Genomic DNA, 25,332 nt, shown 5'->3' with positions numbered 1-25,332 from the left:
TAGGCGGAACAACGGCCCGGAGAACTGGATTCCCAGTCTCCGGGCCGTTGTTTTGCGCATTTATGATTTCAAATCAGCAACAGCCGATTTCAAATCGGGAAAGGTGAAAGTAAATCCTGCCTCCAACGCAGCATAGGGGATTACCTTCTGTCCCTCGAGCAGCAGCAGCGACATCTCGCCCAATGCGGTTCGAAGCACTGATGCCGGCAGTGGCAGCCAGAAGGGACGACGATGCACACGGCAGACGGTATAGCCGAATTCCCGGTTCGTCACCGGCTCCGGACTTACCGCGTTTACCGGGCCATGAATATTCGGATGAGCGGCACAATAATCGATCAGCTTCACCATATCCCGGAGATGAATCCACGGGACCCCTTGCTTACCGCTGCCGAGGTTGCCGCCAATGCCTAGGAGATAGGGCAGGCGCATCAACGGATAAGCGCCTCCGCTGCGCCCCAGCACAACCCCGGTACGCAGCTTGACTAGGCGAACGTCATGGAATTCCCGCTCCGCGGTCTCCTCCCAGGCCGATGTCACCTCGGCGAGGAAATCGGAAGGAGGCGACGGTACCGCCGAGCGTTCGTCAAATGTATCCGTCAACGAGGTTCCATAGATGCCAACCGCAGAGCCCTGCAAGACGACTTCAGGCTTCCGGTTCATCCGCTCAACGGCGCGGGCAACGGCCCGGGTCGACTCAAGCCGGGATTCCAGAATCCGTTGCTTGGCCTGCCTCGACCACCGCTGATTCAGCGAAGCTCCGGCCAGATTTACGACGACCGACACGCCCTCCAGCCGCGACGGGCTCTGTTCAATCTCCGCCCAAGTGACGGTGGTAAGCAAAGCCTCGGAAGCGGTAGTCTCCCGCAGCCAACGGGGCCCCCCGCCATCACTCCGCGTGACGATCAACACCCCATGCCCTTGGCTTAACCAATACTCCGCCAACGCGCGGCCAATAAACCCCGATCCCCCGAAGATCGCTGTTTTCATGCTTTACGAACCTCCTTTACGCAAAACATCCGGCTGCCGAGTGCAAGACAGGAGCCGGATGTCATTTTCGCGCAAATTATTTATTCATCAAATGCCGGTAAGGCCGATAATCGATCTGATTTTTCTCCAAAAATTTGACGAGGAACTTGTTGTCGCGCTTTGGCGTAGCTACGATATAACCTCGGATGCAGTGCTCCTGTGTGACCTCGGCAGCTTTCTCCTGCAGCGCGATTTTGCCGATCTCCGCGGCGATCGAATGCTTGGCGATATCCCGGAACGGCCCTGGCACGGGTTCGACCAATCGGTCGAGGAACGCCTTGGCTTCGTCCGTCCAGAGATGGCGGCTTTGCTCGACCCAATGGTTCTGCCAGTCCAGCTTCGACATGCCGTCCGCCTTCGGGAGCACCTTCAAAAATTTGCGGAACATAAAGAAGCCGCCAATCGCCATCATGCCGAGCAGCACAAAACCCCAGAACGCAATGCTGTTCATAAACCAGCGATTGGGTCCTTGGGCGGTTAATATGTAAACGGTAGTTTGCAGCACAAGATATCACCTCGGAACGGATTTCGCTTTTCGCTAAAAATTCGGATATTATGATAGTAGAAATTGAATCTTTCAAAACTGAGATAATCTGCTAAAATTATACCTTATTTCTTTATTTATTTCAGCATTCAAGCTAAAATAGGTTTGTTTAGCGATTTAATGTCCAAAAGGGGGAAAACACCTTGCTGAAAATTGGTTCCCATGTATCGTTCTCGGACAAGGGCCTGCCCAGCGCAACGGCTGAGGCGGTAACCTACGGCTCCAGCTCTTTCATGATATACACCGGGGCGCCGCAAAATACGCGGCGTAAACCGATTGAATCGATGAATATTGAAGAAGGCAAAGCGGCGATGGAACAAGCCGGTATCGGCGAAATCGTCGTCCACGCGCCTTACATTATTAATCTGGGTTCTTACAAATCCAACACTTACCAGTTGGCCGTTGATTTCCTGCAGGAGGAAATCCGCCGCACCCATGCGCTTGGCGTACGTAATATCGTGCTTCATCCCGGCGCTTTTACGGACAAGGACGCCGAATACGGGGTGAACCGCATTGCGGAAGGGCTGAACGAGGTGCTGAACGGAACGAGTGAAACCGACGTGTGCATCGCGCTGGAAACGATGGCCGGCAAAGGGACGGAGATCGGCCGCAGCTTCGAGGAAATCGCGCAAATTATCGATAAAGTCCAACACAACGAGCGGTTAACCATCTGTATGGATACCTGTCACATCCATGATGCCGGGTATGATATCGTGAATGACCTGGACGGCGTTCTGAACAAATTCGATGACACGATCGGATTAAAGCGGATTGAAGTCGTGCATATCAATGATAGCAAAAACCCGGTAGGCGCGGCCAAAGACCGCCATACGCCGATCGGCTCCGGTTGGATCGGTTTCGATGCGATCAACCGCGTGGTCCATCACGAGGCGCTGCAGGGCCGGCCGTTTATTCTGGAGACGCCTTGGGTCGGGAAGGATGCGAAAACCCAACGCCCAATGTACGAAATCGAAATCGCGCTGCTGCGCGGGAACGTAGGCGAGCGGTTTGGCGAAGCGTTCCTGAATGACGTGGAGCGCTTGGCTGACTTTTTCCACAAACAAGAGATCCACGCCCGGTCTTTCGTACTGGATACGTGGACGCTGCTCAAGAATGACGCAAAAGCCAAAAAGGCCGACCCACGCGAGCCGATGGAACGTTTGTATGATCTCGCGATAGAAGCTGGCTTGTTCCCAGAGCTGACGGAAGAGCAAGTCAATCAACGCCTGGTAGCCTGGTTCGCCGGCGCAGGAAAATAACGAAGACAACATTGTGCAAGGGGAATGGACGAACTATGGATACGCATATCAAAACGGGAGGACAACCCGTCAAACCTTATGAGAGCAACCGCGCGCGCATGCTGATCTCCTGCCCGGACGGGCCGGGGATCGTTGCCGCGGTATCCCGCTTCCTGCACGAGCATGGGGCGAATATCGTACAATCAGACCAATATACGATGGACCCGGAGGGCGGCATGTTTTTTATGCGGATCGAATTTGATCTGGAGGGATTGGACGGGCGAATCGCGGCCTTAAGAAGCGATTTCGAAGCGATCGCCTCACAGTTCCGGATGGAGTGGAACCTCTATCAGCTAAGCCGCAAGAAGAAGCTCGCGATCTTCGTGTCCAAGGAGGACCACTGCCTGGTCGAGCTGCTATGGCAATGGCAAGCCGGCGACCTGGACGCCGAAATTTCCATGGTCGTTAGCAATCATCCCGACATGAAGGAGTACGTCGAATCGTTTGGGATTCCGTACCACCACATTCCGGTCACGCCGGAGACGAAACGCGAAGCCGAGCAAAAACAACTGGAGATCGTCGGCGACAACGTCGATTTGATCGTGCTGGCGAGATATATGCAAATCGTCTCCCCAGCGTTGATCGAGCCGTACCGTAACCGATTGATGAACATTCACCACTCGTTCCTGCCGGCGTTTGTGGGAGGCAAGCCGTATGCCCAAGCGTATAACCGCGGGGTCAAGATCATCGGCGCTACCGCGCATTACGTGACTGAGGAACTGGACGGCGGGCCGATCATTGAGCAGGACGTGCAGCGCGTCAGCCATCGCGACGATGTAAATGAGCTGAAGCGCATTGGACGGACCATCGAGCGGGTCGTGCTGGCCCGGGCCGTGAAATGGCATATCGAGGATCGGATTTTGGTGCATCAAAACAAAACGGTTGTTTTTAACTAACCGGTCGTGCAGATTATATTAGAACAAAGAAAAACCGGCATCCCAGACAACTCGTCATGGTGCCGGTTTTTGCGATTTATTCCGCTCCGCGATAAGCGATGCCGTCGATCATCAGCAGGCAGTCCTTATCAAAAAACTCCGTGGTGGTGGTCATGCGGGCGGGACATTGGTTTTGCTCGAAATATTCGAAAAATACCTTTTCCATCTCGGGCAGGTCCTGAATATGCTTGAGATACACATTCACTTTCACCAATTGTTCCAGCGAGCATCCGCATTTCGTTAAGGTATCCTGGATTCCTTGCAAAGTACCGTGGATTTGCGCGGTAAAGTCGTCGCCGAACCCTCGGTGCAGCCCAAGGAATACATAGTCACCGGCTGAAACGGCGGAGGAGTAACTAAATGGAGTAGGAATACGGGTGATCATCTTCTCACAGCTCCTTTTCGTAATTTCCTGTCATATCATGGGTGAATGTTTTCACATAGTATAGAACATATGTTCCTGATAATCAAGAGCTTTTTGAAGATCAATCAGAATCAACTTAAAAATAGCTCATTTGCAGGGGAAGGGTTGGGAATAATGGAATAAGGGTATGGAAAAGGGAAGTAGGAAGTGCTACAATAGATAAAGTCAAAATGATTTTTTCAAAATGATTGTTTTGTAATCGGAGCGTTAAAGTTTCATGGGTTTCAATGATCTTTTCATAATTAAGGAGGAAACACGAATGCCACTTACAGACAACAATACGATCGACAATCTTTCGATCACCACCATTCGTACGCTGGCGATCGATGCGATCGAGAAAGCGAAATCCGGCCACCCGGGGATGCCGATGGGGTCCGCCCCAATGGGTTATCAACTGTTCGCCAAAACGATGAACCATAACCCGGACGAACCAACCTGGATCAACCGCGACCGCTTCGTCTTGTCTGCCGGCCACGGCTCCATGCTGTTGTACAGCTTGCTGCACTTGTCCGGTTATGACCTCCCGATGGAAGAAATCAAACAATTCCGCCAATGGGGCAGCAAAACCCCGGGTCATCCGGAGTTCGGCCACACCGCCGGCGTAGATGCCACGACGGGTCCGCTGGGCCAAGGCTTGGCGATGGCCGTAGGGATGGCGCTTGCAGAAACCCAACTGGCAGCGACTTATAATAAAGGCGATCTGAAAGTGATCGACCACTACACGTACGGCATTTGCGGCGACGGCGACCTGATGGAAGGCGTAGCTAGTGAAGCGGCTTCCCTTGCCGGTCATCTGAAGCTCGGCAAATTGATCTTCCTCTACGACTCTAACGACATCTCGCTGGACGGTAAGCTGAACCTCAGCTTCTCGGAGAACGTACGCCAACGCTTCGAAGCTTACGGCTGGCAAACACTCCGCGTGGAAGACGGCAACGATCTGGCTGCGATCGAAGCAGCACTGGAAGAAGCGAAAGGCGATACCGAACGTCCAACGCTGATTGAAGTGAAGACGGTGATCGGTTACGGCAGCCCGAACAAACAAGGCAAAGGCGGCCATGGCGGTACCCACGGCTCCCCGCTGGGCGCTGAAGAAGCCAAGCTGACCAAAGAGAACTACAAATGGGTATATGAAGAGGATTTCTATGTTCCGCAAGAAGTGCGCGAGCATTTTGCCAAGGTCAAAGAACGCGGGATTGCTACCTATCAAGCTTGGCAAGAAACGTTTAAGCAATACAAAGCGCAATATCCGGAGCTGGCTGCACAGTTCGAGCAAGCGATTGCCGGTGATCTGCCATCCGGTTGGGATGCGAAGCTGCCTAAGTATAGTGCAACTGACAAAGCGGTATCTACCCGCGTAGCTTCCGGTAACGCGCTTAACGGGCTGGCTCCAAACGTACCGCAACTGCTGGGCGGCTCCGCCGACTTGGAAAGCTCGACGATGACGCATTTGAACGACCTGGCGATGTATACACCGGAAACCCGCGACGGCCGTAACCTGTACTTTGGCGTTCGTGAGTTCGGTATGGCTGCTGCCATGAACGGCATCATGCTGCACGGCGGTCTGAAAGTGTTCGGCGGCACGTTCTTCGTGTTCACCGACTACTTGCGTCCGGCTGTACGTTTGTCCGCACTCATGAAGCTGCCGGTAACCTACGTACTGACGCATGACAGCATCGCGGTTGGCGAAGACGGCCCAACGCATGAGCCGATCGAACAGCTGGCTTCCCTGCGCATCATCCCAGGTCTGACGATCATCCGTCCGGCGGACGGCAACGAAACCTCGGCCGCATGGGCTTATGCGGTAGAGAATAAATCGAATCCGGTCGCGCTGGTGCTGACTCGTCAAAATCTGCCGATCCTGGAGAAAACGGCGGAAGCGGCTCGCGAAGGTGTTAAACGCGGCGGTTATGTCGTATCCGATGCGAAAGACGGCAAACCAGTTGCGCAAATCATCGCCACGGGCTCTGAAGTCCAACTCGCGGTGAAAGCACAAGCCGCTTTGGCTGAAGAAGGCATCCATGTTCGCGTGATCAGCTTGCCAAGCTGGGATCTGTTTGATAAGCAGGATCAGGCTTACAAAGACTCCGTGATCCTGCCGGACGTCAAAGCCCGCGTTGCTGTGGAAATGGCGCATCCGTTCGGATGGGAACGTTTTGTCGGCGAGAAAGGCTCGATCATCGCCATCGACAAGTTCGGGGCTTCCGCGCCTGGCGACAAGGTGATCGAAGAGTACGGCTTTACCGTTGAGAACGTAGTGAGCCACGTGAAAGCTCAATTGAAATAAATTAGGGTAGTTTAAACCTCCTAAATATGGGAGGTGAAGGGAGAGAAGGGGAACGTGACAGAGCAACTGCAAAATGTAACCGTAGATAAGCAAGCCAACATTTATTTTGACGGCAAAGTCACGAGCCGGACCGTTTGGCTTCCGGACGGAAGCAAACTGACGCTGGGGATCATGCTCCCCGGCGAATACGAATTCGGCACGGATTCGCTGGAAGTGATGGACATCTTGTCCGGAGACCTGAAAGTGTTGCTTCCGGGCGAAACGCTGTGGCGGGAAATCAGCGGGCGCGGGACGTTCACCGTTCCTGCCAAGTCTTCCTTCAAGCTGGAGGTGCGCAGCGTGACCGATTACTGCTGCTCTTACGGGGCGGGAGCTTAATCCTCTGCGGCCTTATGGCTCTAAGTAAAAAGGCAGGTATCAGCGAATTTAACCATCGCGATACCTGCCTTTATGTTACTCGCCGATTTGTTTGCCGATCCAGGCTTCATATACTTTGACGATCGAGGAGAGGTCCTCCTCGCCAAAGCCTTGGGTTTGGCCTGCTTGGAACAGGCTTTTGGCCAGGCTCAGCATCGGTGCCGGAATGTTTGAACCGTCGGTGAGCGCGGACGCGAGCTTCAGATCCTTCAGCATCAACGCCAGCGAGAATTGATTCGTAAAATCGTGCTCGATGATTTTGCGTCCTTTGAGCTCGGCCGCTTTACTGCCGGCAGAACCAAGCTGCACCAGCTCCAGGAAGCGATCGGCTGGCAGCCCCGATTTGGCGGCGATGGCAAAGCCTTCGGCCAACGCCAAATTGTTGATGCCCACGATCGTGTTGTGGGCCAGCTTGGCAACGGCGCCGCTGCCGTTGTCGCCCATGTGCAGCACCTTTTTGCCCATGGTGTCAAACAGGTCCATTACCTGCGCCAGCGCGTCCGTGGAGCCGCCCACCATAAAGACAAGCGTGCCGTCGATCGCGGCCGGTGAGCTGCCGGTAACCGGAGCGTCGAGGAAGGCGCCGCCAATGTCGGCGATCTGCGCTGCCAACCGTTTGACGAGTGCCGGTGAGATCGTCGAGCAGTCGATCACCGTGGTTCCGGGCCGGATTCCGGCTAGGAGACCCTCGGCCCCTTCATACACTTCGACGATGGATGCATCGTTGCTGACCATCGTGATGACAACGTCCGCCCCGGCGGCGGCTTCCTTCGGCGAAGGTGCTACTACGGCTCCCTGCTCAGCAAGGGGCGCCGCTTTAGATGCGGTCCGGTTAAACACCGTCACGGGATACCCTGCCTTCAGCAGGTTTGAAGCCATCGGCGCGCCCATGGTCCCGAGGCCGATAAATCCGATTTTTTTCAAGTTCGTCACCATCTTCCAAAAGAATTGAACATCATTTAATTATTTTAGCACGGCGCGTGGAAACCTGTATATTGTGCCCTTGTCATTGCCGGGAATTTACAGTATCCTAGTTTTAAGTTGTTTGAGGCGGCGTTCAGACCGGCTTTTTTTACCAAACAGCAGCATTTGAACGTTTCCTCTTGGATAGGTGTTGTGTGATAAATAATAGACGGAGGAGAGTTTCAGCAATGTCCAAAAAAGTGACGTTTGACTACAGCAAAGCCCTGCAATTCGTCGGGCAGCATGAGGTCGATTATTTTGCGGAGCCAATTCGCACGGCTCATGAGCAGCTACATAAAGGTACCGGGGCAGGTTCCGACTTCTTGGGTTGGATCAACCTGCCAACCGACTACGATAAAGAAGAGTTCTCCCGCATTCAGAAAGCGGCAGCCAAAATCCAAAGCGATTCCGACGTTCTGATCGTCATCGGCATCGGCGGGTCTTACTTAGGCGCCCGTGCCGCGATCGAATCGCTGTCCCATTCGTTCTACAACCTGCTGCCGAAGGACAAGCGTAAAACGCCGGAAATCTATTTTGCCGGCAACAACATCAGCTCGACTTACGTGAACCACCTGCTTGAGCTGATCGAAGGCAAGGATTTCTCCGTGAACGTGATCTCCAAATCGGGGACGACGACGGAACCGGCTATCGCTTTCCGCATTTTCCGTGCAGCCCTGGAGAAGAAATACGGCAAGGAAGAAGCGCGTAAACGCATTTACGCGACAACCGACAAAGCCAAAGGGGCGCTGAAGAAGCTGTCCACCGAAGAAGGCTACGAAACGTTCGTGATTCCGGACGACGTAGGCGGACGTTATTCCGTATTGACCGCAGTAGGCCTGTTGCCGATTGCAACCGCCGGTATTAATATTGAAGAAATGATGCAAGGCGCAGCCGACGCGGCGAAGGAATTCAGCAACCCGAATCTCGCCGAGAACGCCAGCTACCAATATGCGGCTGTCCGCAACGCGTTGTATCGCAAAGGCAAAGTGACGGAAATCCTCGTCAACTACGAGCCTTCCCTGCACTACGTATCGGAATGGTGGAAACAGCTGTACGGCGAAAGTGAAGGCAAGGATTACAAAGGGATCTATCCGGCATCGGTTGATTTCTCCACCGACCTGCACTCCATGGGCCAATTCATCCAAGAGGGCAACCGGAATATTTTCGAAACGGTGATTCAAGTGACCGAAGTGCCTAGCCACATCACGATCGAATCCGATCCGGCTGATTTGGACGGCTTGAACTTCCTGGCCGGCAAAACGCTGGATTTCGTCAACAAGAAGGCGTTCCAGGGGACACTGTTGGCGCATACCGACGGCCAAGTGCCGAACCTGGTCGTCAACGTGCCGGATTTGACGCCGTACTCCTTTGGTTATCTGGTTTATTTCTTTGAAAAAGCTTGCGGCATCAGCGGTTACCTGCTGGGCGTTAACCCATTCGACCAACCGGGTGTGGAAGCGTACAAGAAGAACATGTTTGCGCTGCTTGGCAAACCGGGATACGAGAAGGAAAAAGCCGAATTGGAAGCTCGTCTTTCCGAATAAGCAACGCCAGGTCAATTCGTTTAAGTTAGTCGTCAGGAAGCAGTTCGCCGGAAATCCCGGAGGAGCTGCTTCTTGGCACATTCATAAGGATGGTCTCATATGCTGGAAAAGTACAAGACGGTCAGGCAAGCCGGGGAACAAGAAATCGTCATCAAGAAATCAAGGTTTATCGGACACGTGAAACCGGTGGAAACCGAAGCCGAGGCGCTTCAGTTTATCGAGGAAATCAAAAAGAAGCATTGGAACGCCACGCATAACTGTTCCGCGTACATGATTGGGGAACGGGATGAAATCCAGAAGCAATCGGACGACGGAGAGCCGAGCGGAACGGCCGGCAAGCCGATTTTGGAGGTGATCAAAAATCAGGGCCTCAAGAACGTCGCGATCGTCGTAACCCGGTATTTTGGAGGAATTATGCTGGGGGCGGGCGGTTTGATCCGGGCTTATACTGACGGAGCCGTCGCTGCGATCGAAGCGGGGGAAGCGATTACCCGCGTACTCCACCAGGAAGTGTTCGTGGAGCTGGATTACACCTGGCTGGGCAAGGTGGAGAATGAATTGCGTAACCGCGGCATCCGTACGGGAGATACGGGGTTTGCGGATAAGGTGACATTATGCTGTCTGCCGCTTCATCCGGAGGCGCAAGCCTTTAAGGATTGGATGACCGATTTGACGGGAGGGCAGGCTGTGATGACGGAAGGTGAAAAGGTCTATTTTATTGAAGGGGAATAATGCCTATGGCAAGAAGAGCAGTTGATCAGGAGTTGTCGAGAGAAAGAATTATGGAAGCGGCCCGGCATTTGTTCATTACCAAAGGGTACCGCGGGATTTCCATGAGGAGCATCGGTCAGCATTTGGGATACAGTCACGGCTCGCTCTATTATCACTTCAAGGAAAAGGCCGAATTGTTTTACGCCATCGTGGTAAAAGATTTCGAGTCGTTGACCCATCTCTGCGAGCAGGTGACCAAACGGCCGCCTACCGACGGGCTGACCAAAGCGGAGCAGCTCATGTTGGAATTCATCAAATTTGGCTTGGAGCATCCGCACCAATACGAAATCATGTTTATGCTCAGGGACGAGGAAATATTGGCGTACTGTCGAAGCGAACAGGCCAAATGCTTCAATATGTTCGAGTCCATCATCCGCAGTTTTTTGCAGGAGGAGAGGCATCCGCTGGAGAACAATCCGTCTCTTCCGCTTAGTATGTTTTTGGGTATGCATGGATTTATCTCTTACTACATCCAGGATCGGCTGACCTTTGAAGAGATTAAGCCGGCCGCTGTCGCGCATGTCAAAATGTTAAGCCACAGCATTTACCGCATAACGTCATAAGGCGTTTTTGTTTTCACTTTTCGCTTTACCCAATTACTCTTGCATAGCATCAATACTTTATAACACTAATTGACAAAACCGGCCAACCCGAGGTAAAAATTCCTGGGGAAGGCCGGTTTTTCCTTTTGCTCAGCTGGTGAAAAAAGCCATAAAAACCGCTTGGCTATCGCTTTTTTCAGATTGACGGAAAGCTTGCGGTTTGGTAATCTATTCTTATGATAAATCCAAGTAAATTCATCAGAATTTAACGAATGATAGAGGCTAGATCAGACAACATGCGGATGAACGGCAACGCTTGACTTGGGCTTTCGAAACGGAAAGGATGTGTGGTTTGGCATGCATGTAGAAGTGCGGAATTTGGATAAGCATTTTGGCAGCTTCCATGCCGTCCAAGATGTCAGCTTTGGCATCGAAAAGGGGCAATTGATCGGCTTGCTTGGACCCAGCGGCGGCGGAAAAACGTCGATTCTGCGCATGCTCGCAGGTCTGGAGCAGCCGGACAGCGGGGAGATTTTGTTCCATGGGCAGCGGGTGAATGAGCTCGCTCCGCAGGATCGCGGAATCGGCTTTGTGTTCCAGAGCTACGCTCTCTTTAAGCATATGACCGTATTCGATAATATTGCCTTCGGCTTGCAAGTGAAGAAGGTGTCGAAGGCGGACACGCGAGCGCGGGTTATGGAACTGGTCGAGCTGACCGGGCTGAAGGGATTCGAAAACCGCTATCCCCATCAGCTGTCGGGAGGGCAACGTCAGCGGGTGGCTTTTGCCCGCGCTTTGGCGCCGCAGCCGCAGCTGCTGCTGCTGGATGAGCCGTTTGCCGCGATCGACGCCAAGATCCGCCAAGAGTTGCGTTCATGGCTGCGCGAGTTGATCGAGCGGGTGGGCATTACCTCCATCTTCGTTACCCATGACCAGGATGAGGCAATTGAGGTAGCGGATGAGATTATGATTATTAATCAGGGGCGGCTGGAGCAGAAAGGCACGCCTTGGGATATTTACAAGGAGCCGGAAACGCCGTTTGTCGCCTCGTTTATCGGGCAGTCGACGCTGGTCGAGCGCGCCGCGGACTTGAAGGGCTTTGAGGAGGAAAGCGGCGGGCCGGAGACGAAAGCCTTGATCCGCCCGGAATACATCGAAGTGGGGACGGAACACGAGTTTACGCTGTTGTCCGCGACCGCCCCCGGGGTGGTGAGGCACCTGCACTTCCGCGGCAGCGAATGGCTGGTGGAAGTCGAGGTTGGCGGGCATACGCTGACGACGTTCCGCTCGTTGGAGAAGGAAACGTTAAAAGCGGGCCAGGAGGTTCGCGTTCTGGTGCACCGAGCGTACCTGTTTGACCCGGAGCGGAGCTGGATTCTCGAGAATCCGTTGAAGCGCGATCCGTTGAGCGTGATCATCTAACTGGGGTAGGGGATGGAAATAGGGGTATTTTATACCCTTATTTCACTGAATGAGGACCTAGCCCGGCAGATAGAGGTAATAAATGGCCTTATTTCGCCCAAAGAGGGCGATAACTTAGAAATAAGACCAAAAAGTTCCGCTATTTTGAGCGGGAATAAAGAGAAGCCGCTGATCCAACCGATCAGCGGCTTCTTGACGTCTTCGAGGCCATTACGCTCTCGACCGTACTTCCTGGCGCATAAACAGGATGTAGGAGAGGCCAAAGCAGATCATGGTAGCGGCGAGCAGGCCGGTCAGCTGCGGCCAGATCAGCAGCAGGCTTTGGCCCAGCGACAGCGGGCTGGCGATCGCCCCGACGAGCTGGTCCATCGTCAGCGGCCCCAACGCACGGACGCCGGGCGACAGCATCGTTGAGATTGTCTCCGAGAACAGCTCCGTCGGAGACAGGCGGTTTAGCGTCAGCACGAGATTCATCTGCCGCAGTTGCGCATCCGGCGCCGCCATCTGCGAGACGGCCGTGGCGCTGTCGATCATGTTGATGATCATGCCGTAGAAGATCGTAAAGAACAGCCAGATGGCGATGGACGACAGCGCCGACGTCGCCGCCTGCCGGAATCGGATCGAGAACAGGATCGACAGACAGAGCCAGAAGCCGATGTAGACCACCGCGATCAGCAGAAAGATCAGGATGCGGGCGAACTCCTCCGGCGTTGGCGGATAGCCGATCGTAAACAAGCCAAGCCCCATGACGAGCAGGCCCAGCGAAAAGACGACTACGGCGATCATTGCCAAAGCGGACACGAACTTGGCCTTAATGAAATCGTCGCGATAAATCGGCTGCGACAGCAGGCGGCCGAGGGTCCCTTTGTTCCGCTCGGAGTTGACGGCGTCGAACCCCAGCGTGATCCCGATCAGCGGTCCCAACCAGGAGAGGAACGTAGAAAAGGAAGGAACCGCCAGCGCGGAGCTGGTTAAGGTGTACATTTTCAGAAACAGGAACGTATCGCCTGCCCCACTTTCCGCTGCACTGCCACCCGCCCGAATCGCCGAAACGGCCGAATAAATCGAGCCGATACAGGCCAACACGATGATGCCCATCAGGATCCCAAAGCGCCAGCTGCTCAAATGGTCGCCGATTTCCTTCTGCACCATCACCCAAAAAGAGGAGGACGAGCGTTCCCGGGGGCGATCTGCATCGCCGGCATTCTGCCGCAGCTCCGCCCACAGCTTGCCAGCTCGCTCCCGCCATTCGTTCAGGCGCAGCAGCTCCTTGAAAGAACGGGCGTTAGCTGCTTTGTTTCGCTGCATCATTGCTCACCCCTTCTTTCGAAATAACGATGATAAATGTCATCAAGCCCGTATTCCTTCCGGCGGATGTACACGAGCTCCGCGTCCCCGTGAATCACGGCCTCGGCAATTTGGGCGGTAAGGTCTCGTTCGCATATGACCGTTGCGGTCACACCCCGCTCAAGCTCGTCGTCGCCTTGAACCGGGTAACGGATATCGCGGACGCCCTCCAATGCGGAGATACGCTCGGCCAACGACTCCGTCCAGCCTTTAGCACCAACCTCGACGTAGACGTTGCCGTCCGCGTCCAGCTGCTTGGACAAGGAGCGGATGTCGCCGGAGGCGATCAACCGGCCTTGGACGAACAAGCCCACGCGGTCGCAAATTTGCTGCACCTGATGCAGGTGGTGCGAGGACAGCAGCACCGTCAGCTTCTCATCGCGGCTCAGCGAGGAGATGAGGGCTAACAGCTCTCGCACCCCTTCGGGGTCGATCCCAAGCGTAGGTTCGTCGAGGATGATGACCTCCGGGTTTTTGATGAGTACGTCCGCCAAACCTAACCGCTGCCGCATCCCGCGGGAGAAGGCCCCGACCTTTTTGCCGGCGTTGTCGGTGAGCCCGGTTTTCTCCAGGAGGGCTTTGGCGCGCTGCTGGGCTTCTTGCTCCGATACGCCGTTCAGCCTGGCCGTGTACACGAGATTATCCAGCGCCGTCCGGTCCTCATAGAACCCAACATCATCAGGCAGATAACCTACCTTCCGCTTCACCTTCAGCGCCTCACGCGTTGGGTCAAAGCCGCAGATTCGCGCCTGTCCCGAGGTGGGTTCGGTCAGACCTAACATCATGAGGATCGTTGTGGTTTTCCCCGCACCGTTGGGGCCTAGCAAACCAAAAATCTCCCCGCGGGCGATGCTTAAGTTCAAATGGTCAACGGCTGTCGCCTCGCCGTATTTCTTCGTCAGCTGCACCAGCTCAACAACCGGCTGTTCGCCGGTGGCCGATGGGGGGGGTGTCATACCGGTTTCCGTCACCATGGGTTATCTTCTCCCGTATTTCCGGAACAGGTAGTAGATACCTCCGCAAACCGCCAGTATGATGAGAACCCCCACCCATCCCCATAATACGGACGATTTCACGGTAACGCGCAGATCGGCGTTTGCGCTTTTGTTCGCGGAGGAGGCGGTCAGACTGACCACGTAGTCCCCGGGGAGCGATTTTTTGCTCGATTTGATTGTGGCTTGGACCTGCTTGCTCTCGCCTGGCGCAATCGACGTGATCGACGAAGGCTCAAAGGACACTTCCCAATCCGTCGGTGCAGCGGAGGAGAAGGAGAGGTCCTGCAGCTCGGCGGAGCCGGTATTTTGGACCACGAAGGTCAGTTTGCGATCGGAACCCGCCCCCACGTCGGTACTCAGCCGATCATCCACCGTGGAAAATTTCATGTCATACGATCCCGTCACAACCGCTTCAATTTTGGCGTTGGCCGTGGTATCGCCGCTTGTTGCCGCAATCGGGATTTCATACGTGCCGGCTTTGATTTGCTCCGGCGGCTTCACCTCAATCGTAATCGTCTTTTCGGCGTTGGGTTCGACTTCGACCGAGGTTACGCTGTTGCCGTCGGCTTTAAAGCGGACATCCCAGCCTTGTTCCGCTTGGGCGTTAAAGGCGTAGGTTTGCTTTTGCGTGGTCCGGTTGTGCAGCACAGCGCTGTACGTGAACGTGGAGTCCGAATGGCCTTCCATGTTGGCTTGGTCCAGCGTCAGCTCGGTTTTGAAGGTGCCCTGCTCCGAAACGTTGACGATCAGCGGTAAGGTAGCGTTATCCGCTTTGAGGTTAAACACGTACCGGCCTTTGTTGATCTGCAGCGGCACGTCGAGGTCCAGGTTAAAGGTTTGCGTTTCCCCGGCCTTTACCGCCAGCCGCGAAATCTCGCGCCCGCCCGCAGTTAATTCGTATTTCCAATCCTTGCTTTGCGTCTCTAAGGTAAGGTTAGCGGAAGCGGTGCTGCTGCCATGGTTGACCAGATCGATCGTATAAGACACGGATTCGCCCGGCGCGGCGGACCATTCTAAGTAAGGTGTGAAGAGCTCCAGCGAGCCTGCCGCCGAGGCCTTGCCAACCCCGGATAAAGCGCCGCCCAGGGCCGTGACCAGAATGAGCAGCATACAGGCTGCTTTTCGATAGGTTTGAAGCATCTCTAGTTCCCCCTATGAAAAAAATGATGGTTCATCAAGGGTACGCACGAAACGCGTTCTTGGATTTATTCCACTCCAAAATTTTTTTTGGGGTTTTCAAGCGAATCCATTTTTGATAAAACGGGAGGTAAGAAGAGGAGAAATTTTGCGGGAGGGACAAACATGGACCTGCAAAATGAAGAGATGACGAGGCGGCTTCGTGAAATGTGCGACGGTTCGGTGTCGGCATTTGATGCGTTTTACGCCTGTTATTCTCCTTTTGTCATGCAGGTGGCTGGCCGTCTGATCGGGGAGCGGATGGAGGCCGAGGATATTTGCCATGAGGTATTTTTGGAGGTGCTGCGGCGCGGACAAGACTACGATCCGTCGCGCGGCTCGATTAAGGCCTGGCTGGCGGTGATGACCCGCAGCCGCAGCTTGGATCGCTTGCGGCGCAAAGCGCGTCTGCAGTATCCGGGCGATGAGGCGCTGCGCCGGGAGGCGGTGGACAAAGACGGCTCCGGCGAGGACGAAGCCTTGTCGCGGCTGGAGCGGGAGGCGCTCCGCACGGCGATCTACAAGCTGCCGGAGCCGCAGAAGAAGGCGATTATGGGCTCCTATTTCGCCCTCCAGACCCAACGCGAAATGGCGGAGGCCTGGAGCGTGCCGATCGGAACCGTGAAATCCTGGGTGCGGTACGGAATCAACAATTTGCGTAAACAGCTGGAGAAGCAAGGCTGGGGAGAACCGCTGGAAGGAGGGAACGAGCATGAACGGGCAAGCCGACCCTAAGGATAAGGATCGCAAGCTTGGTGGGCCGAAATTGCTAGACCTATGCGTTCGGATGTACACCGAGCAGGAGTGGATCGATTGGCTGCTGGGAACGCTGGGGGAGGCGAAGTGCTCCGAAATGGCGAAGCACCTGGATACCTGTACGGTCTGCCTGGAGCAGAAGATGTACTGGCAGGACGTCCTGGGGATCGGCGGCGAGGGTGCCTTGGTGCAGGGGATATCGGGCATGCAAGAAAGGCAGGGGATGCAGGACGTGCCGGACGTGCAGGGCATGTCGGATCTGCCGAGGGTGTCGGCTGTTGGACAGCCCGACCCGGCGATGCCTGTCGCACGGGGGATGGGAGCAAACCGTCAGAAGCAGGCCGAGGCTTCTACCGGGGAGCGACTAGATCCATGGGCGGATGCTGTTCCTTCCGAGCGGATTCGTCGTAGCCTGCGGGGCCGAGTGAGAAGGATCGGCTGGCGGCGTCGGGCAGTACAGCTGCTGACGATTCGCTGGAAGTGGACGATCTCGCTGGCGGCAGCTCTGATGGTGCTGATCGGCCTCGGGTTCGCCCTCGATAACCTGAACCAACCCGAGGCCAGTTGGGATCGTTATGTCCAAACCTACGAGCCGGATGCGCTGCCGGTCTTGTCCAAGCCGGATACGATCTCTTATCCGATCGCTATGGGCCGTTTAGAGCCGGAAAACGGCAGGGTGTGGTACAACGAGGCCACCCGGGAAATGCTGATGCTGGTCGGCGGCCTTGTCCCGGACAGAGGGCAGACCATTCGTGTCTGGATCGTGAAGGAAGGGGCGCGCGACAGCCTAGGGCTGCTGCAATACCATGCGAACCGGGCTCATCTGTATGTTAAGGACAAAACGCTGGGCAACGGCGACAGCCTGGAGCTAACGATCGAACCCGCTTATGGCACGCCGGAAGTCCAGGAGGCTCCGATTCCGAATTCAATTTCGTTGGATTTGTTGGGGCGATGAGCTTCTGTCTGTCAACCCTCCAGATCAAGCAAGTTGCTGTATGGGACAGCGTGGATTTCTCGAAAAATAGGAACAAGTGACTTGTCAGGAGGGAGACGTTTCGATATGGATCAACTTGAGTTTATCGGTACCGGGGACGCGATGGGGGTTCCTCGCGTGTATTGTGATTGCGAAGTGTGCGGGGAGGCGCGGAGCTCCGGCGTAAACCGGAGATACCGCGCACTGGTCGCAGTCGAAGGGGACGAAGGCGGCTTCCTGATTGATTGCGGACCGGATTGGCGGACCGGTATGGAGCGAAGGGGGCAGCGTTTTGCGGAGCAGATTCTGGTCACGCATGCCCATTTCGATCATATTGGCGGGTTGCCCGAATGGGCGGACGCTTGCCGCTGGTTGGGCAGACGAGGACAGCTGTACGCGCCGCAAGAGGTGCTGGATACGATCCTTCGGCAATACCCGTGGCTGGGCGGCCATTTGGATCTGCATGCCGTCGGCGGAGAGGGGACTCGGCTGGCCGGGTGGCAAATCCATGCGTGGAAGGTATTCCACGGCAAAAACGGCTTTTCGTATGCCTATCGATTAGAGAAAGATGGCTTCGCCTGGGCTTATTGCTCCGATTCGATCGCTTTGCCGGAGGAGCAAAAACAACCGTTGTTTGGCCTTGATCTGCTGGTGTTAGGTACCAGCTTCTACCATGAAACGGCGGAATTTTCGACCCGATCGGTGTATGACGTAAGGGAGGCGCTGGAGCTCTTGAACGAGGTCCGCCCGGCGCGGACGGTGTTTACGCATCTGTCGCACGATATCGACCTTCGCCGCGATTATGGATTACCGGAAGGCGTGGAGTTTGCCGCTACGGGGATGAGGGTACCGCTGCAGTTGGGGGAATGATGGCGGGTATGAGGATCATGTATGCGAAAAATCGAGTACAATTTGCCCATTAGTGGTACTTTTGCCGAATGTATGCGAAATATCGAATACATTTCATCCACGTCCAGTCACCTAGGCCAAATGTATATGAAATTTCATGCTTATTCGCCCCAATCGGACGCAAATACCCCAAATCTATATGAAAAACCGAATAGATTTCGCTTTTTACCGCGTCCAGCGGCAAATTGGATGCGAAATTTCAGCTATATTAAAAAAACTAACTGGAGGAACCCAGTTAGTTTTTTGCATTTAGCACAAACTTCTCGATCACGTGCTTTACGCCGTCCTCATTGTTGCTTAAGGTCACGAAGTCGGCGATCTCCTTTAATGCGGGAATCGCATTGCCCATCGCCACGCCGAGACCGGCGGCTTCGAGCATCTCATGGTCGTTCCACGAATCGCCGATGGCGATCGTTTGCGACAAGTCGCAGTCGAAGTGGGCCGCCAGGAAACGCAGGGCATGGCCTTTGGTGCCTTCCGCTTGCATGATCTCCAGGAAGTTCGGCTTGGACTTGGTGATATGAACGCCATCCCCAAGCAACTCGCGCAGCTCCGGAGCGATTTGGTCCAGGTAGTCGGGCTCGTCGATGATTAGCATTTTAGGCGTCGGCTGGGCGACCAGCTTGGCAAAATCCGGCTCCACATAATACCGCGTCCGGTTCAGCGTGGTATAGTCGATCAGCTTCTGGTTCTCCTCGCGGGCGTACAGTTTATCGTCGATATACGTTTGCAGGTGCAGGTTGCGCTCGATGCAGTATTCAAACAGCTTGCGTGCGGCTTCCATCGGGACGTAACGCTCGTAGAGCACCTTTTCGTCCATCAGGTTCTTCACCAGCGCGCCTTGGTACGTAATGATCGGCACGTTGAGTCCCGTCTGACGGGCGATCGCTTGGGCCGATGCGTAGGCGCGGCCGGTCGCCAGGGTGACGACAACGCCTTGGGCTACAGCTTGCTCCAGCGCCTGCTGCGTTGCGGGGGTCACTTCTTTGTCATCATTAATCAAAGTGTCGTCAATATCGATGGCAATCAGTTTATACATGGTTTCTCTCCTCTTTAGAAAATGTCTCTCTCTATCCGGCGGATTTCAATTCCGCCAACAGCATGCCGCCCAGGATGCATAGACAGCCCATCCCTGCCGCCAAGCCAAGCCGTTCGCCGCCAAAAAGCACGCCGGTTACCGCAGCAAACACCGGCTCCATCGCGAAGATTACCGCCACACGGGAGGGGCTGGTGAACTTCTGAGCCACCGTCTGGATCCAAAAAGCAAATGCGCTGGTGGGTCCAATTGAGACGAGCAGCGCAAGCCATACTTCCGGCTGCATGAGTTGGCCGGCCGTTTCGTTCCAGGACGCCGTGCGTTCGAATAGCAGTGAACCGGCTGTACTCAAGAGGCCAACGACCGCCATCTGCAGCGAGGCCAGGGGCAATGCCGGGTAGCGGGGAGCAAACACGCCGGTGTAGGCGACGTGCAGCCCAAACGCGATGGCGCACAAAAACACCAGCGCATCGCCGCGGTTCCAGGATAAGCCCTGGGTACCGGCGAACGCCAACAGATAAAGTCCGGCGGCGGCCAGGAACGCGCTGATCCAGGTAAACCGGGAAATGCGGTGCTTCAGCAACCAAAACGATAAAAAGGGCACGATCACAACCGATAACCCCGTAATGAAGCCGGCATTCGAGGTTGAAGTATATAACAGCCCGACCGTTTGGAACGTGTAGCCCAGAAACAGCAGACCCCCCAGCAGCGCCGCGTGCCCCGCCATCCGCCAGGACATTTGCTTCCACTCCTGCCGATAAAACACGGCGATGATTAAAGCGAGCAGCAGCGCTGCCCCGATAAAGCGGATGCCGTTAAAAGCGAGGGGCGGGAGCACCCGTACCGCATGCTGAACGATCAGGAAGGTGCAGCCCCACATCAACGCGACGAACAACAGCCCCAGATCGGCCAAACGGGTCCGGTTAAGGGCGGGCTTTTGCAAAGGGGAGGGGGGCTCGTTATTCCTCAAGGAAAACCAGTCCGATGAAATCCTCCAGCTCCAGATTACCGAAGTAATGCTTCACATCCGTGCCGGCGAGCGCTTCCCGTACGGCCGAATCCTCATATTTAACGCCTCTCAGCTTGTCCTCGATATCCGCCACGTCGCCGACGCCAAAAAAGTCGCCGTAAATCTTGATGTCCTGAATATGCCCGTCTTTGATGTTCATGCGCAGATCGATGATGCCGACCGGGAATTTCTTCGCGTGCTTCACATTGCTCTCCGGCGACAAACCGTAGTTCCAATCCCAGTTCTTATAGCGTTGCGCGGAAATCTCGTGGATTTTCGCCCAATCCGCTTCCGTCAGTTTATATTGAGGTACGGCGTTGGGTTCCATGCCAAAAATATGCCGCAGCAGCTCGGCGCGGAATTCCACGATCGTCATTTTGCGGTCCAGGAAGTCGATGATATTAGCCACCCGGCTGCGCACGGATTTGGTGCTCTTCGATTTGAATTTCTCCGGATTGGCTTTGAGCGATGCCTGCACGTTGTCGAGATTCAGATTAAACATCAGTGTCCCGTGGCTGAACATCCGCCCGCGTGTGGCGAATTGGGCGTTGCCGGAAATCTTTTGCTCCCCGACTTGAAGGTCGTTGCGTCCGGTCATTTCCGCGTTGACGCCCAGCGATTTCAGCGCCTGCACCACCGGCTCCGTAAACTTGCGGAAGTTGTGGAACGATTGGCCGTCATCCTTGGTGATGAAGCTGAAGTTCAGGTTCCCCAAATCGTGGTAAACCGCGCCGCCGCCGGACAGCCGCCGGACGACTTGCACGCCGTTCTCCTTGACATATTCCTGATTGATCTCTTCGATCGTGTTCTGATGCTTGCCGATAATGATGGAAGGGGCGTTGATATAAAACAGCAAATAGCTGTCGTCCTCCAGCGGCAAATGTCTTAAGGCAAACTCTTCGATGGCCAAATTGACGGACGCATCGGTAATGCCTTCGTTATCGATAAACAGCATGGTTCTCCATCCTCCTATTTGCGGCCGGTTGCCTGATGGTCAGGCCCCGGTATGTAGTCGTACACGCATATGATTTTATTGTAAACCAATTGGTGTCGAAACCAAAGGGGGAGCAGCGCTTTTTGCCGAAAAAGAATGCCGGGCCCTTCCCTGTTGACGGAAGAAGGCGGGAAACCGATAATGGGGACACCTGAACTTTTTGGAGAGAAAAGAGGAATCGCTTTATGGTGTTGGAAGTATACGGTCACGGCGGCGACCTGGTGACGGCTTCGGCCCGGTACGGCGTGGCCGCGGGGGAATGGACGGATTTTAGTGCGAATATCAATCCGCTGGGGCCTCCGCCAGGGCTGCTGGAGGTTTTGCGGGAGGCGCTGCCGGACATTGTGCGTTACCCGGATCCAGGGCATCGCGCGCTGGTGACGCTGCTGGCTGCCCGCCTTCAAGTGGAAGAGGGAGCGCTGGTGGTTGGGAACGGAGCGGCGGAAAATATGGCGCTGGCGCTGCTGGGACTCGCCCCGGGGAAGGTTGGGGTGGTGGAGCCTTGTTTTTCCGAATACCGTACGCTTGCGGAGCAGTTTGGCGCCCGGGTGTTGTCGGTGTTCGGGACGGAGGAAAGGGCGTTTAGGGCCACGCCGGAGGAAGTGGAGGGCTTGATCCGCGAGACGGATTTGGCGTTTATCGGCCAGCCCAACAACCCCAACGGGGTACAATACGGCTTGGACGAGCTGCGGCGATTCGCTGCGGCCGGAGAACGATACGGCACGTATGTGGTGATTGATGAAGCGTTTATCGACTTTATTCCGGAACCGGAGCGGCGGACGCTGCTGCCGGAGCTTCTGGATTACCCGCATCTCATTTTGGTCCGGTCGATGACGAAATTTTATGCCATTCCGGGCCTCAGGCTAGGTTATGCGATTGCGCACCCTGAGACGGCCCGGCGTATGCGGGACAAGCAGGTCACCTGGAGCGTTAACGCGTTGGCGCTGCGAGCGGGGGAGTTTTGCTTGAGGGCAGACGTTTCTTATGAGCGGGCGACTTTGGAGCTGGTGAAGGAGCAACGCGAAAAGCTGGTGGGCGAGTTGACGCGGCTGGGCTGCCAAACTTGGCCGGGCGAAGCGAACTTCCTGCTCGTTCGGGTACCGGAGCCGTGGACGGCTGAGACGATGCAGACCGCACTCGGACGGCGCGGTGTGCTGGTGCGCAGCTGCGCGATGTATCCGGGGCTGACGAAGCGGGATATCCGGGTGGCCGTGAAGGAGGAGCCGGCCTGCGATAAGCTGCTGCGGGAGCTGAATGCGGTGTTGGGGGACTCGTTGAAGGAAGAGAGTTGTTAAAGAAAGATTCCTAAGGAAGAGGAGGAGGAACCGTTCCATGTGACTTCCTGCGAATTAGATTTGGATGAAGCAAGCCTGATTGGAGCGAGATGTGGTGCTGGGAGGATGGAAAAAATGACGATAGAGATGCCTTTTATGGAGGCGCGGCCGGGTGCGGCGGTTTATGCATCCGAAGCCTGGCCGGGGTTAAAGCTGAAGTATGGGGAACGGCATTTGATGCTGGAGGCGCCGCAGGAGATGGACGGCTTAAGCAGCGCGGTGTATGGCGGCGGGTTTGGGAAGCTGCGCCGCATGGTCAACATCTATGTAGACCGCCAGTACCGCTGCGACGACCCGGCGCGGGACATTGCCGACTTGTTAGGGCAATGGGGGTACCCCTCGGAGGCGACGGCCGGGCTGCTGACGGCGGTGCCGATGCGTTATGCCGCGGTGGCGGAGGAACGCGGCGAGGATTTCGCCGTCTTTTGCTGCGCGACGGCGGGGGCGTCGACGGGTTCTGTTTTTCTTCCGCATTACCGCTTGTGTTTATACCCCTCTAGATGTTTATAAGCGGACGGTGCGCCGCGATGCCGCCAAGCATCCGAGCCCGAACAGCGGCTACCCGGAAGCAACGGTAGCCGGGGCGCTTGGGGTTCGGCTTGGCGGGGAAAAATCCTATCACGGCGTCGTTTCGTTCCGCGCCTATATGGGCGACAAAACCCGCGAGTTGGTGCCCGATGACGTAACTCGCACAGCAAAGCTGATGTTCTGGACTGCCAATGTGACGGTGATTGCGGGAACGGCGGTATGGATCGCGATCACGGGCCATTGGACTTGGATTTAGTTGGCTTTGGAGGTGAACGAGAATGAACGTGGAATGGTGGCTGGTTCGTCACGGCCTCACGGCCTGGAACGCCGAACGTCGATATCAAGGCCATAGCGACCCCTCGTTGCTGCCGGGGGAGGCATCGGGTTTAACCGATCTACACCGGGAGCTGGAAGGGGTGAATTTCGCGGCGGTGTTTGCCAGCGATTTGCGGCGTTGCCGGGAAACGCTGGCGTGGGCTCGTCCGGATTTGCTGAACAACGTTCAGTATGACCCGCGCTTGCGGGAAATGGACTTTGGCTTGTGGGAAGGTCAGACGTACGAAATGCTTAAGGATAATGAGCGATACCGTGCATGGATTGACGATCCGCAGGCGGTGACTCCTCCGGACGGCGAATCGTGGGAGGCTTTTCGGTCGCGCGTAGGGGAGGTGTGTCGAGAGCTGCTGTCCTTAACTGGTACTCTGGAGGAAGGAGCGGGTCTCGAACCCCGCAGCCAGTTAAACGCTGAGGCGCGTACGTCCCTTCCGCCAACTGGGGGGGAACCGCTGTTTTCACCGCTGCCACCGTCTTCACCGCTGTCACCGTCTTCACCACTGCGACCGTCTTCGCCGCTGTTCCCGTCACACCCCCAGCCCCACGAGGTCACGCGTTTGCTCATCATCACCCACGGCGGAGTAATTTCGATGCTCAGCTCGTTGCTGCAGCCTGGTCTGGGGTTCTGGGACACTCGGGTTGGGCCGGGCGGCATTCAACGTTTGTTTATTCAAGGGTAAGGAGAATCTGAGGAGGAGAAGGAGGGGGACAATGACTGAACCTGAGATGAGGTTAAAGCTTAGCGTGCTGGATCTCGTTCCAAAGCTCCCGGGGACTACAGCCGAAGCAGCACTGGAACAAGCGATCCGGTTGGCTCGGCGGGCAGAAGAGCTGGGATATCAACGCTACTGGACGGCGGAGCACCACGATATGGAGGGGCTGGCCAGCTCGGCGCCGGAGGTGCTGTTATCCGCGATTGGAGCGGCCACCCGCCGGATTCGTCTGGGGTCGGGTGCTGTTTTGCTGCCGCATTACAGTCCGCTGAAGGTTGCAGAAAACTTCAGGTTGTTGTCGGCGCTGTACCCGGGGCGCGTCGACCTCGGGATCGGCCGAGCTCCCGGCGGGGAAGCGCATGCGGCGATGGCTTTGAGCGGCAATTTCCTGGAACGGGTAGGGCGCTATCCGCAGTTGGCCAAGGATCTCACCGACCTGCTTGCGGACCGTTACCTCTACGAGGAACATCCCGTCACCGCCCGGCCGATCCCCGAGCTTCCGCTGGAACTGTGGATGCTCGGGACCAATGTCAAAAGCGCCGGCTACGCAGCCGAACTTGGAACGGGCTACGTTTTTGGCCAATTTATGAGCGACAGCGACGGAGCCGAGATCCTGCGGGCCTACCGCGAAGCGTTTCGCCCCTCCGTTCACCATGCCAAGCCGGTAGCCATGCTGGCTGTCAGCGTCATTTGCGCGGAGACCGAAGCGCAGGCTGAGGCCTTAGCGGAGAAGGCGGCGGAAGGGTTCCGCGACCGAGGGGGTTCGCCTTTTCAAGGATTCGTTGGGACAGCTCGCCAAGTCCGCGAACAGTTGAGCGACCTGCAGCACAAGTGCGAGAATGACGAGTTTTTGATCGTCACGCCGATTCCTGATTATGAGGAGCGGCTGCATTCCTATCGACTTCTGGCTGAGCCGTGCGGCTGAAATGTTGCAAATAGTACAACATTTTCCCCCGGTAAATGGGCATTCTGACCAAAATGTTGTAGAAAGTGCAGCATTTTTACGGCAAGTGGCCCATTTTACCGTGAAATGTTGTACAAACTACAACATTTTGAGGT

26 protein-coding genes are annotated in these 25,332 nt (G+C 55.8%); 16 read left to right on the top strand and 10 right to left on the bottom strand.

Annotation, left to right across the window (positions count from 1 at the left end; translation table 11 throughout):
* Nucleotides 1-60 precede the first annotated feature (60 nt).
* Nucleotides 61-987, bottom strand: coding sequence for a TIGR01777 family oxidoreductase (locus tag BN3277_RS22485; RefSeq protein WP_059046564.1), 927 nt, complete (start codon nt 985-987; stop codon nt 61-63).
* A gap of 76 nt (nt 988-1,063) precedes the next feature.
* Nucleotides 1,064-1,477, bottom strand: a complete 414-nt coding sequence (locus tag BN3277_RS22480; protein WP_187380126.1) for a DUF2621 domain-containing protein — start codon at nt 1,475-1,477, stop codon at nt 1,064-1,066.
* Between the two features lie 236 nt (nt 1,478-1,713).
* Between BN3277_RS22480 and BN3277_RS22475 the strand changes: the two genes are divergently transcribed.
* Both BN3277_RS22475 and purU read left to right on the top strand, forming a co-directional pair.
* On the top strand, nt 1,714-2,829 hold the full coding sequence (locus BN3277_RS22475; protein ID WP_059046561.1) for a deoxyribonuclease IV: 1,116 nt from the start codon (nt 1,714-1,716) through the stop codon (nt 2,827-2,829).
* Between the two features lie 35 nt (nt 2,830-2,864).
* On the top strand, nt 2,865-3,764 hold the full coding sequence (gene purU / locus BN3277_RS22470) for a formyltetrahydrofolate deformylase (protein ID WP_059046560.1): 900 nt from the start codon (nt 2,865-2,867) through the stop codon (nt 3,762-3,764).
* 76 nt (nt 3,765-3,840) lie between these two features.
* Here the strand turns inward: purU and BN3277_RS22465 are convergent, their stop codons facing one another.
* Complete coding sequence (locus BN3277_RS22465) at nt 3,841-4,188, bottom strand: RidA family protein (RefSeq protein WP_059046557.1); 348 nt, start codon at nt 4,186-4,188, stop codon at nt 3,841-3,843.
* 298 nt (nt 4,189-4,486) lie between these two features.
* On the opposite strand from BN3277_RS22465, the gene tkt reads away from it, so the two are divergent.
* Both tkt and ppnP read left to right on the top strand, forming a co-directional pair.
* Nucleotides 4,487-6,511, top strand: a complete 2,025-nt coding sequence (gene tkt / locus BN3277_RS22460; protein ID WP_059046555.1) for a transketolase — start codon at nt 4,487-4,489, stop codon at nt 6,509-6,511.
* 54 nt (nt 6,512-6,565) lie between these two features.
* On the top strand, nt 6,566-6,889 hold the full coding sequence (ppnP, locus tag BN3277_RS22455; protein ID WP_059046553.1) for a pyrimidine/purine nucleoside phosphorylase: 324 nt from the start codon (nt 6,566-6,568) through the stop codon (nt 6,887-6,889).
* Nucleotides 6,890-6,964: 75 nt separating this feature from the next.
* Here the strand turns inward: ppnP and BN3277_RS22450 are convergent, their stop codons facing one another.
* Nucleotides 6,965-7,852, bottom strand: coding sequence for an NAD(P)-dependent oxidoreductase (locus BN3277_RS22450; RefSeq protein ID WP_059047417.1), 888 nt, complete (start codon nt 7,850-7,852; stop codon nt 6,965-6,967).
* Nucleotides 7,853-8,079: 227 nt separating this feature from the next.
* Here BN3277_RS22450 and BN3277_RS22445 point away from each other — a divergent pair, with 227 nt between their 5' ends.
* From BN3277_RS22445 to BN3277_RS22430, 4 genes are all read left to right on the top strand, one after another.
* Nucleotides 8,080-9,435: a glucose-6-phosphate isomerase gene (locus BN3277_RS22445; protein ID WP_059046552.1), complete on the top strand. Its 1,356-nt coding sequence runs from the start codon at nt 8,080-8,082 to the stop codon at nt 9,433-9,435.
* Nucleotides 9,436-9,534: 99 nt separating this feature from the next.
* Entirely contained in the window at nt 9,535-10,167 is a 633-nt protein-coding gene (locus BN3277_RS22440; protein WP_059046550.1) for a YigZ family protein, read from the top strand.
* 5 nt (nt 10,168-10,172) lie between these two features.
* Nucleotides 10,173-10,769 (top strand): TetR/AcrR family transcriptional regulator, encoded by a 597-nt coding sequence (locus BN3277_RS22435; protein WP_059046549.1) that lies wholly within the window; start codon nt 10,173-10,175, stop codon nt 10,767-10,769.
* A gap of 336 nt (nt 10,770-11,105) precedes the next feature.
* Nucleotides 11,106-12,170 carry a sulfate/molybdate ABC transporter ATP-binding protein gene (locus BN3277_RS22430; RefSeq protein WP_059046546.1) on the top strand — a complete coding sequence of 355 codons (1,065 nt, stop codon included), beginning with the start codon at nt 11,106-11,108 and terminating at the stop codon, nt 12,168-12,170.
* 210 nt (nt 12,171-12,380) lie between these two features.
* Here BN3277_RS22430 and BN3277_RS22425 read toward each other — a convergent pair whose 3' ends face one another.
* The 3 genes from BN3277_RS22425 to BN3277_RS22415 are packed head-to-tail and all read right to left on the bottom strand — an operon-like array spanning nt 12,381 to nt 15,652.
* Nucleotides 12,381-13,481 carry an ABC transporter permease gene (locus tag BN3277_RS22425; RefSeq protein WP_082691563.1) on the bottom strand — a complete coding sequence of 367 codons (1,101 nt, stop codon included), beginning with the start codon at nt 13,479-13,481 and terminating at the stop codon, nt 12,381-12,383.
* Nucleotides 13,478-14,491, bottom strand: a complete 1,014-nt coding sequence (locus BN3277_RS22420) for an ABC transporter ATP-binding protein (RefSeq protein ID WP_059046544.1) — start codon at nt 14,489-14,491, stop codon at nt 13,478-13,480. Before BN3277_RS22420 ends, BN3277_RS22425 begins: the two co-directional genes overlap by 4 nt.
* A gap of 3 nt (nt 14,492-14,494) precedes the next feature.
* On the bottom strand, nt 14,495-15,652 hold the full coding sequence (locus BN3277_RS22415) for a COG1470 family protein (protein ID WP_059046543.1): 1,158 nt from the start codon (nt 15,650-15,652) through the stop codon (nt 14,495-14,497).
* Between the two features lie 162 nt (nt 15,653-15,814).
* Between BN3277_RS22415 and BN3277_RS22410 the strand changes: the two genes are divergently transcribed.
* The 3 genes from BN3277_RS22410 (at nt 15,815) to BN3277_RS22400 (ending at nt 18,287) form a co-directional block, all read left to right on the top strand.
* Complete coding sequence (locus BN3277_RS22410; protein WP_059046540.1) at nt 15,815-16,423, top strand: RNA polymerase sigma factor; 609 nt, start codon at nt 15,815-15,817, stop codon at nt 16,421-16,423.
* Nucleotides 16,401-17,399 carry an anti-sigma factor gene (locus tag BN3277_RS22405; RefSeq protein ID WP_059046538.1) on the top strand — a complete coding sequence of 333 codons (999 nt, stop codon included), beginning with the start codon at nt 16,401-16,403 and terminating at the stop codon, nt 17,397-17,399. Before BN3277_RS22410 ends, BN3277_RS22405 begins: the two co-directional genes overlap by 23 nt.
* Before the next feature lie 105 nt (nt 17,400-17,504).
* Nucleotides 17,505-18,287 carry an MBL fold metallo-hydrolase gene (locus tag BN3277_RS22400; RefSeq protein WP_059046536.1) on the top strand — a complete coding sequence of 261 codons (783 nt, stop codon included), beginning with the start codon at nt 17,505-17,507 and terminating at the stop codon, nt 18,285-18,287.
* A 274-nt stretch (nt 18,288-18,561) separates the two neighbouring features.
* Here BN3277_RS22400 and BN3277_RS22395 read toward each other — a convergent pair whose 3' ends face one another.
* The 3 genes from BN3277_RS22395 to BN3277_RS22385 all read right to left on the bottom strand — a co-directional run bounded on the left by BN3277_RS22395 (nt 18,562) and on the right by BN3277_RS22385 (nt 21,326).
* Nucleotides 18,562-19,365 (bottom strand): Cof-type HAD-IIB family hydrolase, encoded by an 804-nt coding sequence (locus BN3277_RS22395; RefSeq protein WP_059046534.1) that lies wholly within the window; start codon nt 19,363-19,365, stop codon nt 18,562-18,564.
* Between the two features lie 31 nt (nt 19,366-19,396).
* Entirely contained in the window at nt 19,397-20,242 is an 846-nt protein-coding gene (locus BN3277_RS22390) for a DMT family transporter (protein WP_059047412.1), read from the bottom strand.
* Between the two features lie 79 nt (nt 20,243-20,321).
* On the bottom strand, nt 20,322-21,326 hold the full coding sequence (locus BN3277_RS22385; protein ID WP_059046532.1) for a lipoate--protein ligase: 1,005 nt from the start codon (nt 21,324-21,326) through the stop codon (nt 20,322-20,324).
* Nucleotides 21,327-21,550: 224 nt separating this feature from the next.
* Here BN3277_RS22385 and cobD point away from each other — a divergent pair, with 224 nt between their 5' ends.
* The 5 genes from cobD (at nt 21,551) to BN3277_RS22360 (ending at nt 25,198) form a co-directional block, all read left to right on the top strand.
* Nucleotides 21,551-22,660, top strand: coding sequence for a threonine-phosphate decarboxylase CobD (cobD, locus tag BN3277_RS22380; RefSeq protein ID WP_059046530.1), 1,110 nt, complete (start codon nt 21,551-21,553; stop codon nt 22,658-22,660).
* Nucleotides 22,661-22,774: 114 nt separating this feature from the next.
* Complete coding sequence (locus BN3277_RS22375) at nt 22,775-23,209, top strand: adenosylcobinamide amidohydrolase (RefSeq protein ID WP_232436492.1); 435 nt, start codon at nt 22,775-22,777, stop codon at nt 23,207-23,209.
* Between the two features lie 7 nt (nt 23,210-23,216).
* Nucleotides 23,217-23,483 (top strand): cobalamin biosynthesis protein, encoded by a 267-nt coding sequence (locus BN3277_RS22370; protein WP_059046529.1) that lies wholly within the window; start codon nt 23,217-23,219, stop codon nt 23,481-23,483.
* 22 nt (nt 23,484-23,505) lie between these two features.
* The gene (locus BN3277_RS22365) at nt 23,506-24,240 is read left to right on the top strand and encodes a histidine phosphatase family protein (RefSeq protein ID WP_059046527.1); all 735 of its coding nucleotides are present in this window, start codon (nt 23,506-23,508) and stop codon (nt 24,238-24,240) included.
* A gap of 31 nt (nt 24,241-24,271) precedes the next feature.
* Nucleotides 24,272-25,198 carry an MsnO8 family LLM class oxidoreductase gene (locus BN3277_RS22360; protein WP_059046526.1) on the top strand — a complete coding sequence of 309 codons (927 nt, stop codon included), beginning with the start codon at nt 24,272-24,274 and terminating at the stop codon, nt 25,196-25,198.
* Nucleotides 25,199-25,332: the final 134 nt, after the last annotated feature.

The sequence above is a fragment of the Paenibacillus rubinfantis genome (assembly GCF_001486505.1).
Taxonomy (GTDB): domain Bacteria; phylum Bacillota; class Bacilli; order Paenibacillales; family Paenibacillaceae; genus Fontibacillus; species Fontibacillus rubinfantis.
This window is presented reverse-complemented; position numbering and strand designations above follow the sequence as displayed.

What these genes read in the sequence shown, in the direction of transcription:
- BN3277_RS22440 (WP_059046550.1), top strand. Translation starts at nt 9,535, where the DNA reads ATGCTGGAAAAGTACAAGACGGTCAGGCAAGCCGGGGAACAAGAAATC.
- BN3277_RS22390 (WP_059047412.1), bottom strand. Translation starts at nt 20,242, where the DNA reads ATGTGGGGCTGCACCTTCCTGATCGTTCAGCATGCGGTACGGGTGCTC.
- BN3277_RS22465 (WP_059046557.1), bottom strand. Translation starts at nt 4,188, where the DNA reads ATGATCACCCGTATTCCTACTCCATTTAGTTACTCCTCCGCCGTTTCA.
- purU (WP_059046560.1), top strand. Translation starts at nt 2,865, where the DNA reads ATGGATACGCATATCAAAACGGGAGGACAACCCGTCAAACCTTATGAG.
- BN3277_RS22395 (WP_059046534.1), bottom strand. Translation starts at nt 19,365, where the DNA reads ATGTATAAACTGATTGCCATCGATATTGACGACACTTTGATTAATGAT.
- BN3277_RS22375 (WP_232436492.1), top strand. Translation starts at nt 22,775, where the DNA reads ATGACGATAGAGATGCCTTTTATGGAGGCGCGGCCGGGTGCGGCGGTT.
- cobD (WP_059046530.1), top strand. Translation starts at nt 21,551, where the DNA reads ATGGTGTTGGAAGTATACGGTCACGGCGGCGACCTGGTGACGGCTTCG.
- BN3277_RS22410 (WP_059046540.1), top strand. Translation starts at nt 15,815, where the DNA reads ATGGACCTGCAAAATGAAGAGATGACGAGGCGGCTTCGTGAAATGTGC.
- BN3277_RS22385 (WP_059046532.1), bottom strand. Translation starts at nt 21,326, where the DNA reads ATGCTGTTTATCGATAACGAAGGCATTACCGATGCGTCCGTCAATTTG.
- BN3277_RS22480 (WP_187380126.1), bottom strand. Translation starts at nt 1,477, where the DNA reads ATGAACAGCATTGCGTTCTGGGGTTTTGTGCTGCTCGGCATGATGGCG.
- BN3277_RS22445 (WP_059046552.1), top strand. Translation starts at nt 8,080, where the DNA reads ATGTCCAAAAAAGTGACGTTTGACTACAGCAAAGCCCTGCAATTCGTC.
- BN3277_RS22365 (WP_059046527.1), top strand. Translation starts at nt 23,506, where the DNA reads ATGAACGTGGAATGGTGGCTGGTTCGTCACGGCCTCACGGCCTGGAAC.
- tkt (WP_059046555.1), top strand. Translation starts at nt 4,487, where the DNA reads ATGCCACTTACAGACAACAATACGATCGACAATCTTTCGATCACCACC.
- BN3277_RS22435 (WP_059046549.1), top strand. Translation starts at nt 10,173, where the DNA reads ATGGCAAGAAGAGCAGTTGATCAGGAGTTGTCGAGAGAAAGAATTATG.
- BN3277_RS22415 (WP_059046543.1), bottom strand. Translation starts at nt 15,652, where the DNA reads ATGCTTCAAACCTATCGAAAAGCAGCCTGTATGCTGCTCATTCTGGTC.
- BN3277_RS22425 (WP_082691563.1), bottom strand. Translation starts at nt 13,481, where the DNA reads ATGATGCAGCGAAACAAAGCAGCTAACGCCCGTTCTTTCAAGGAGCTG.
- BN3277_RS22360 (WP_059046526.1), top strand. Translation starts at nt 24,272, where the DNA reads ATGACTGAACCTGAGATGAGGTTAAAGCTTAGCGTGCTGGATCTCGTT.
- BN3277_RS22400 (WP_059046536.1), top strand. Translation starts at nt 17,505, where the DNA reads ATGGATCAACTTGAGTTTATCGGTACCGGGGACGCGATGGGGGTTCCT.
- BN3277_RS22485 (WP_059046564.1), bottom strand. Translation starts at nt 987, where the DNA reads ATGAAAACAGCGATCTTCGGGGGATCGGGGTTTATTGGCCGCGCGTTG.
- BN3277_RS22420 (WP_059046544.1), bottom strand. Translation starts at nt 14,491, where the DNA reads ATGGTGACGGAAACCGGTATGACACCCCCCCCATCGGCCACCGGCGAA.
- BN3277_RS22430 (WP_059046546.1), top strand. Translation starts at nt 11,106, where the DNA reads ATGCATGTAGAAGTGCGGAATTTGGATAAGCATTTTGGCAGCTTCCAT.
- BN3277_RS22405 (WP_059046538.1), top strand. Translation starts at nt 16,401, where the DNA reads ATGAACGGGCAAGCCGACCCTAAGGATAAGGATCGCAAGCTTGGTGGG.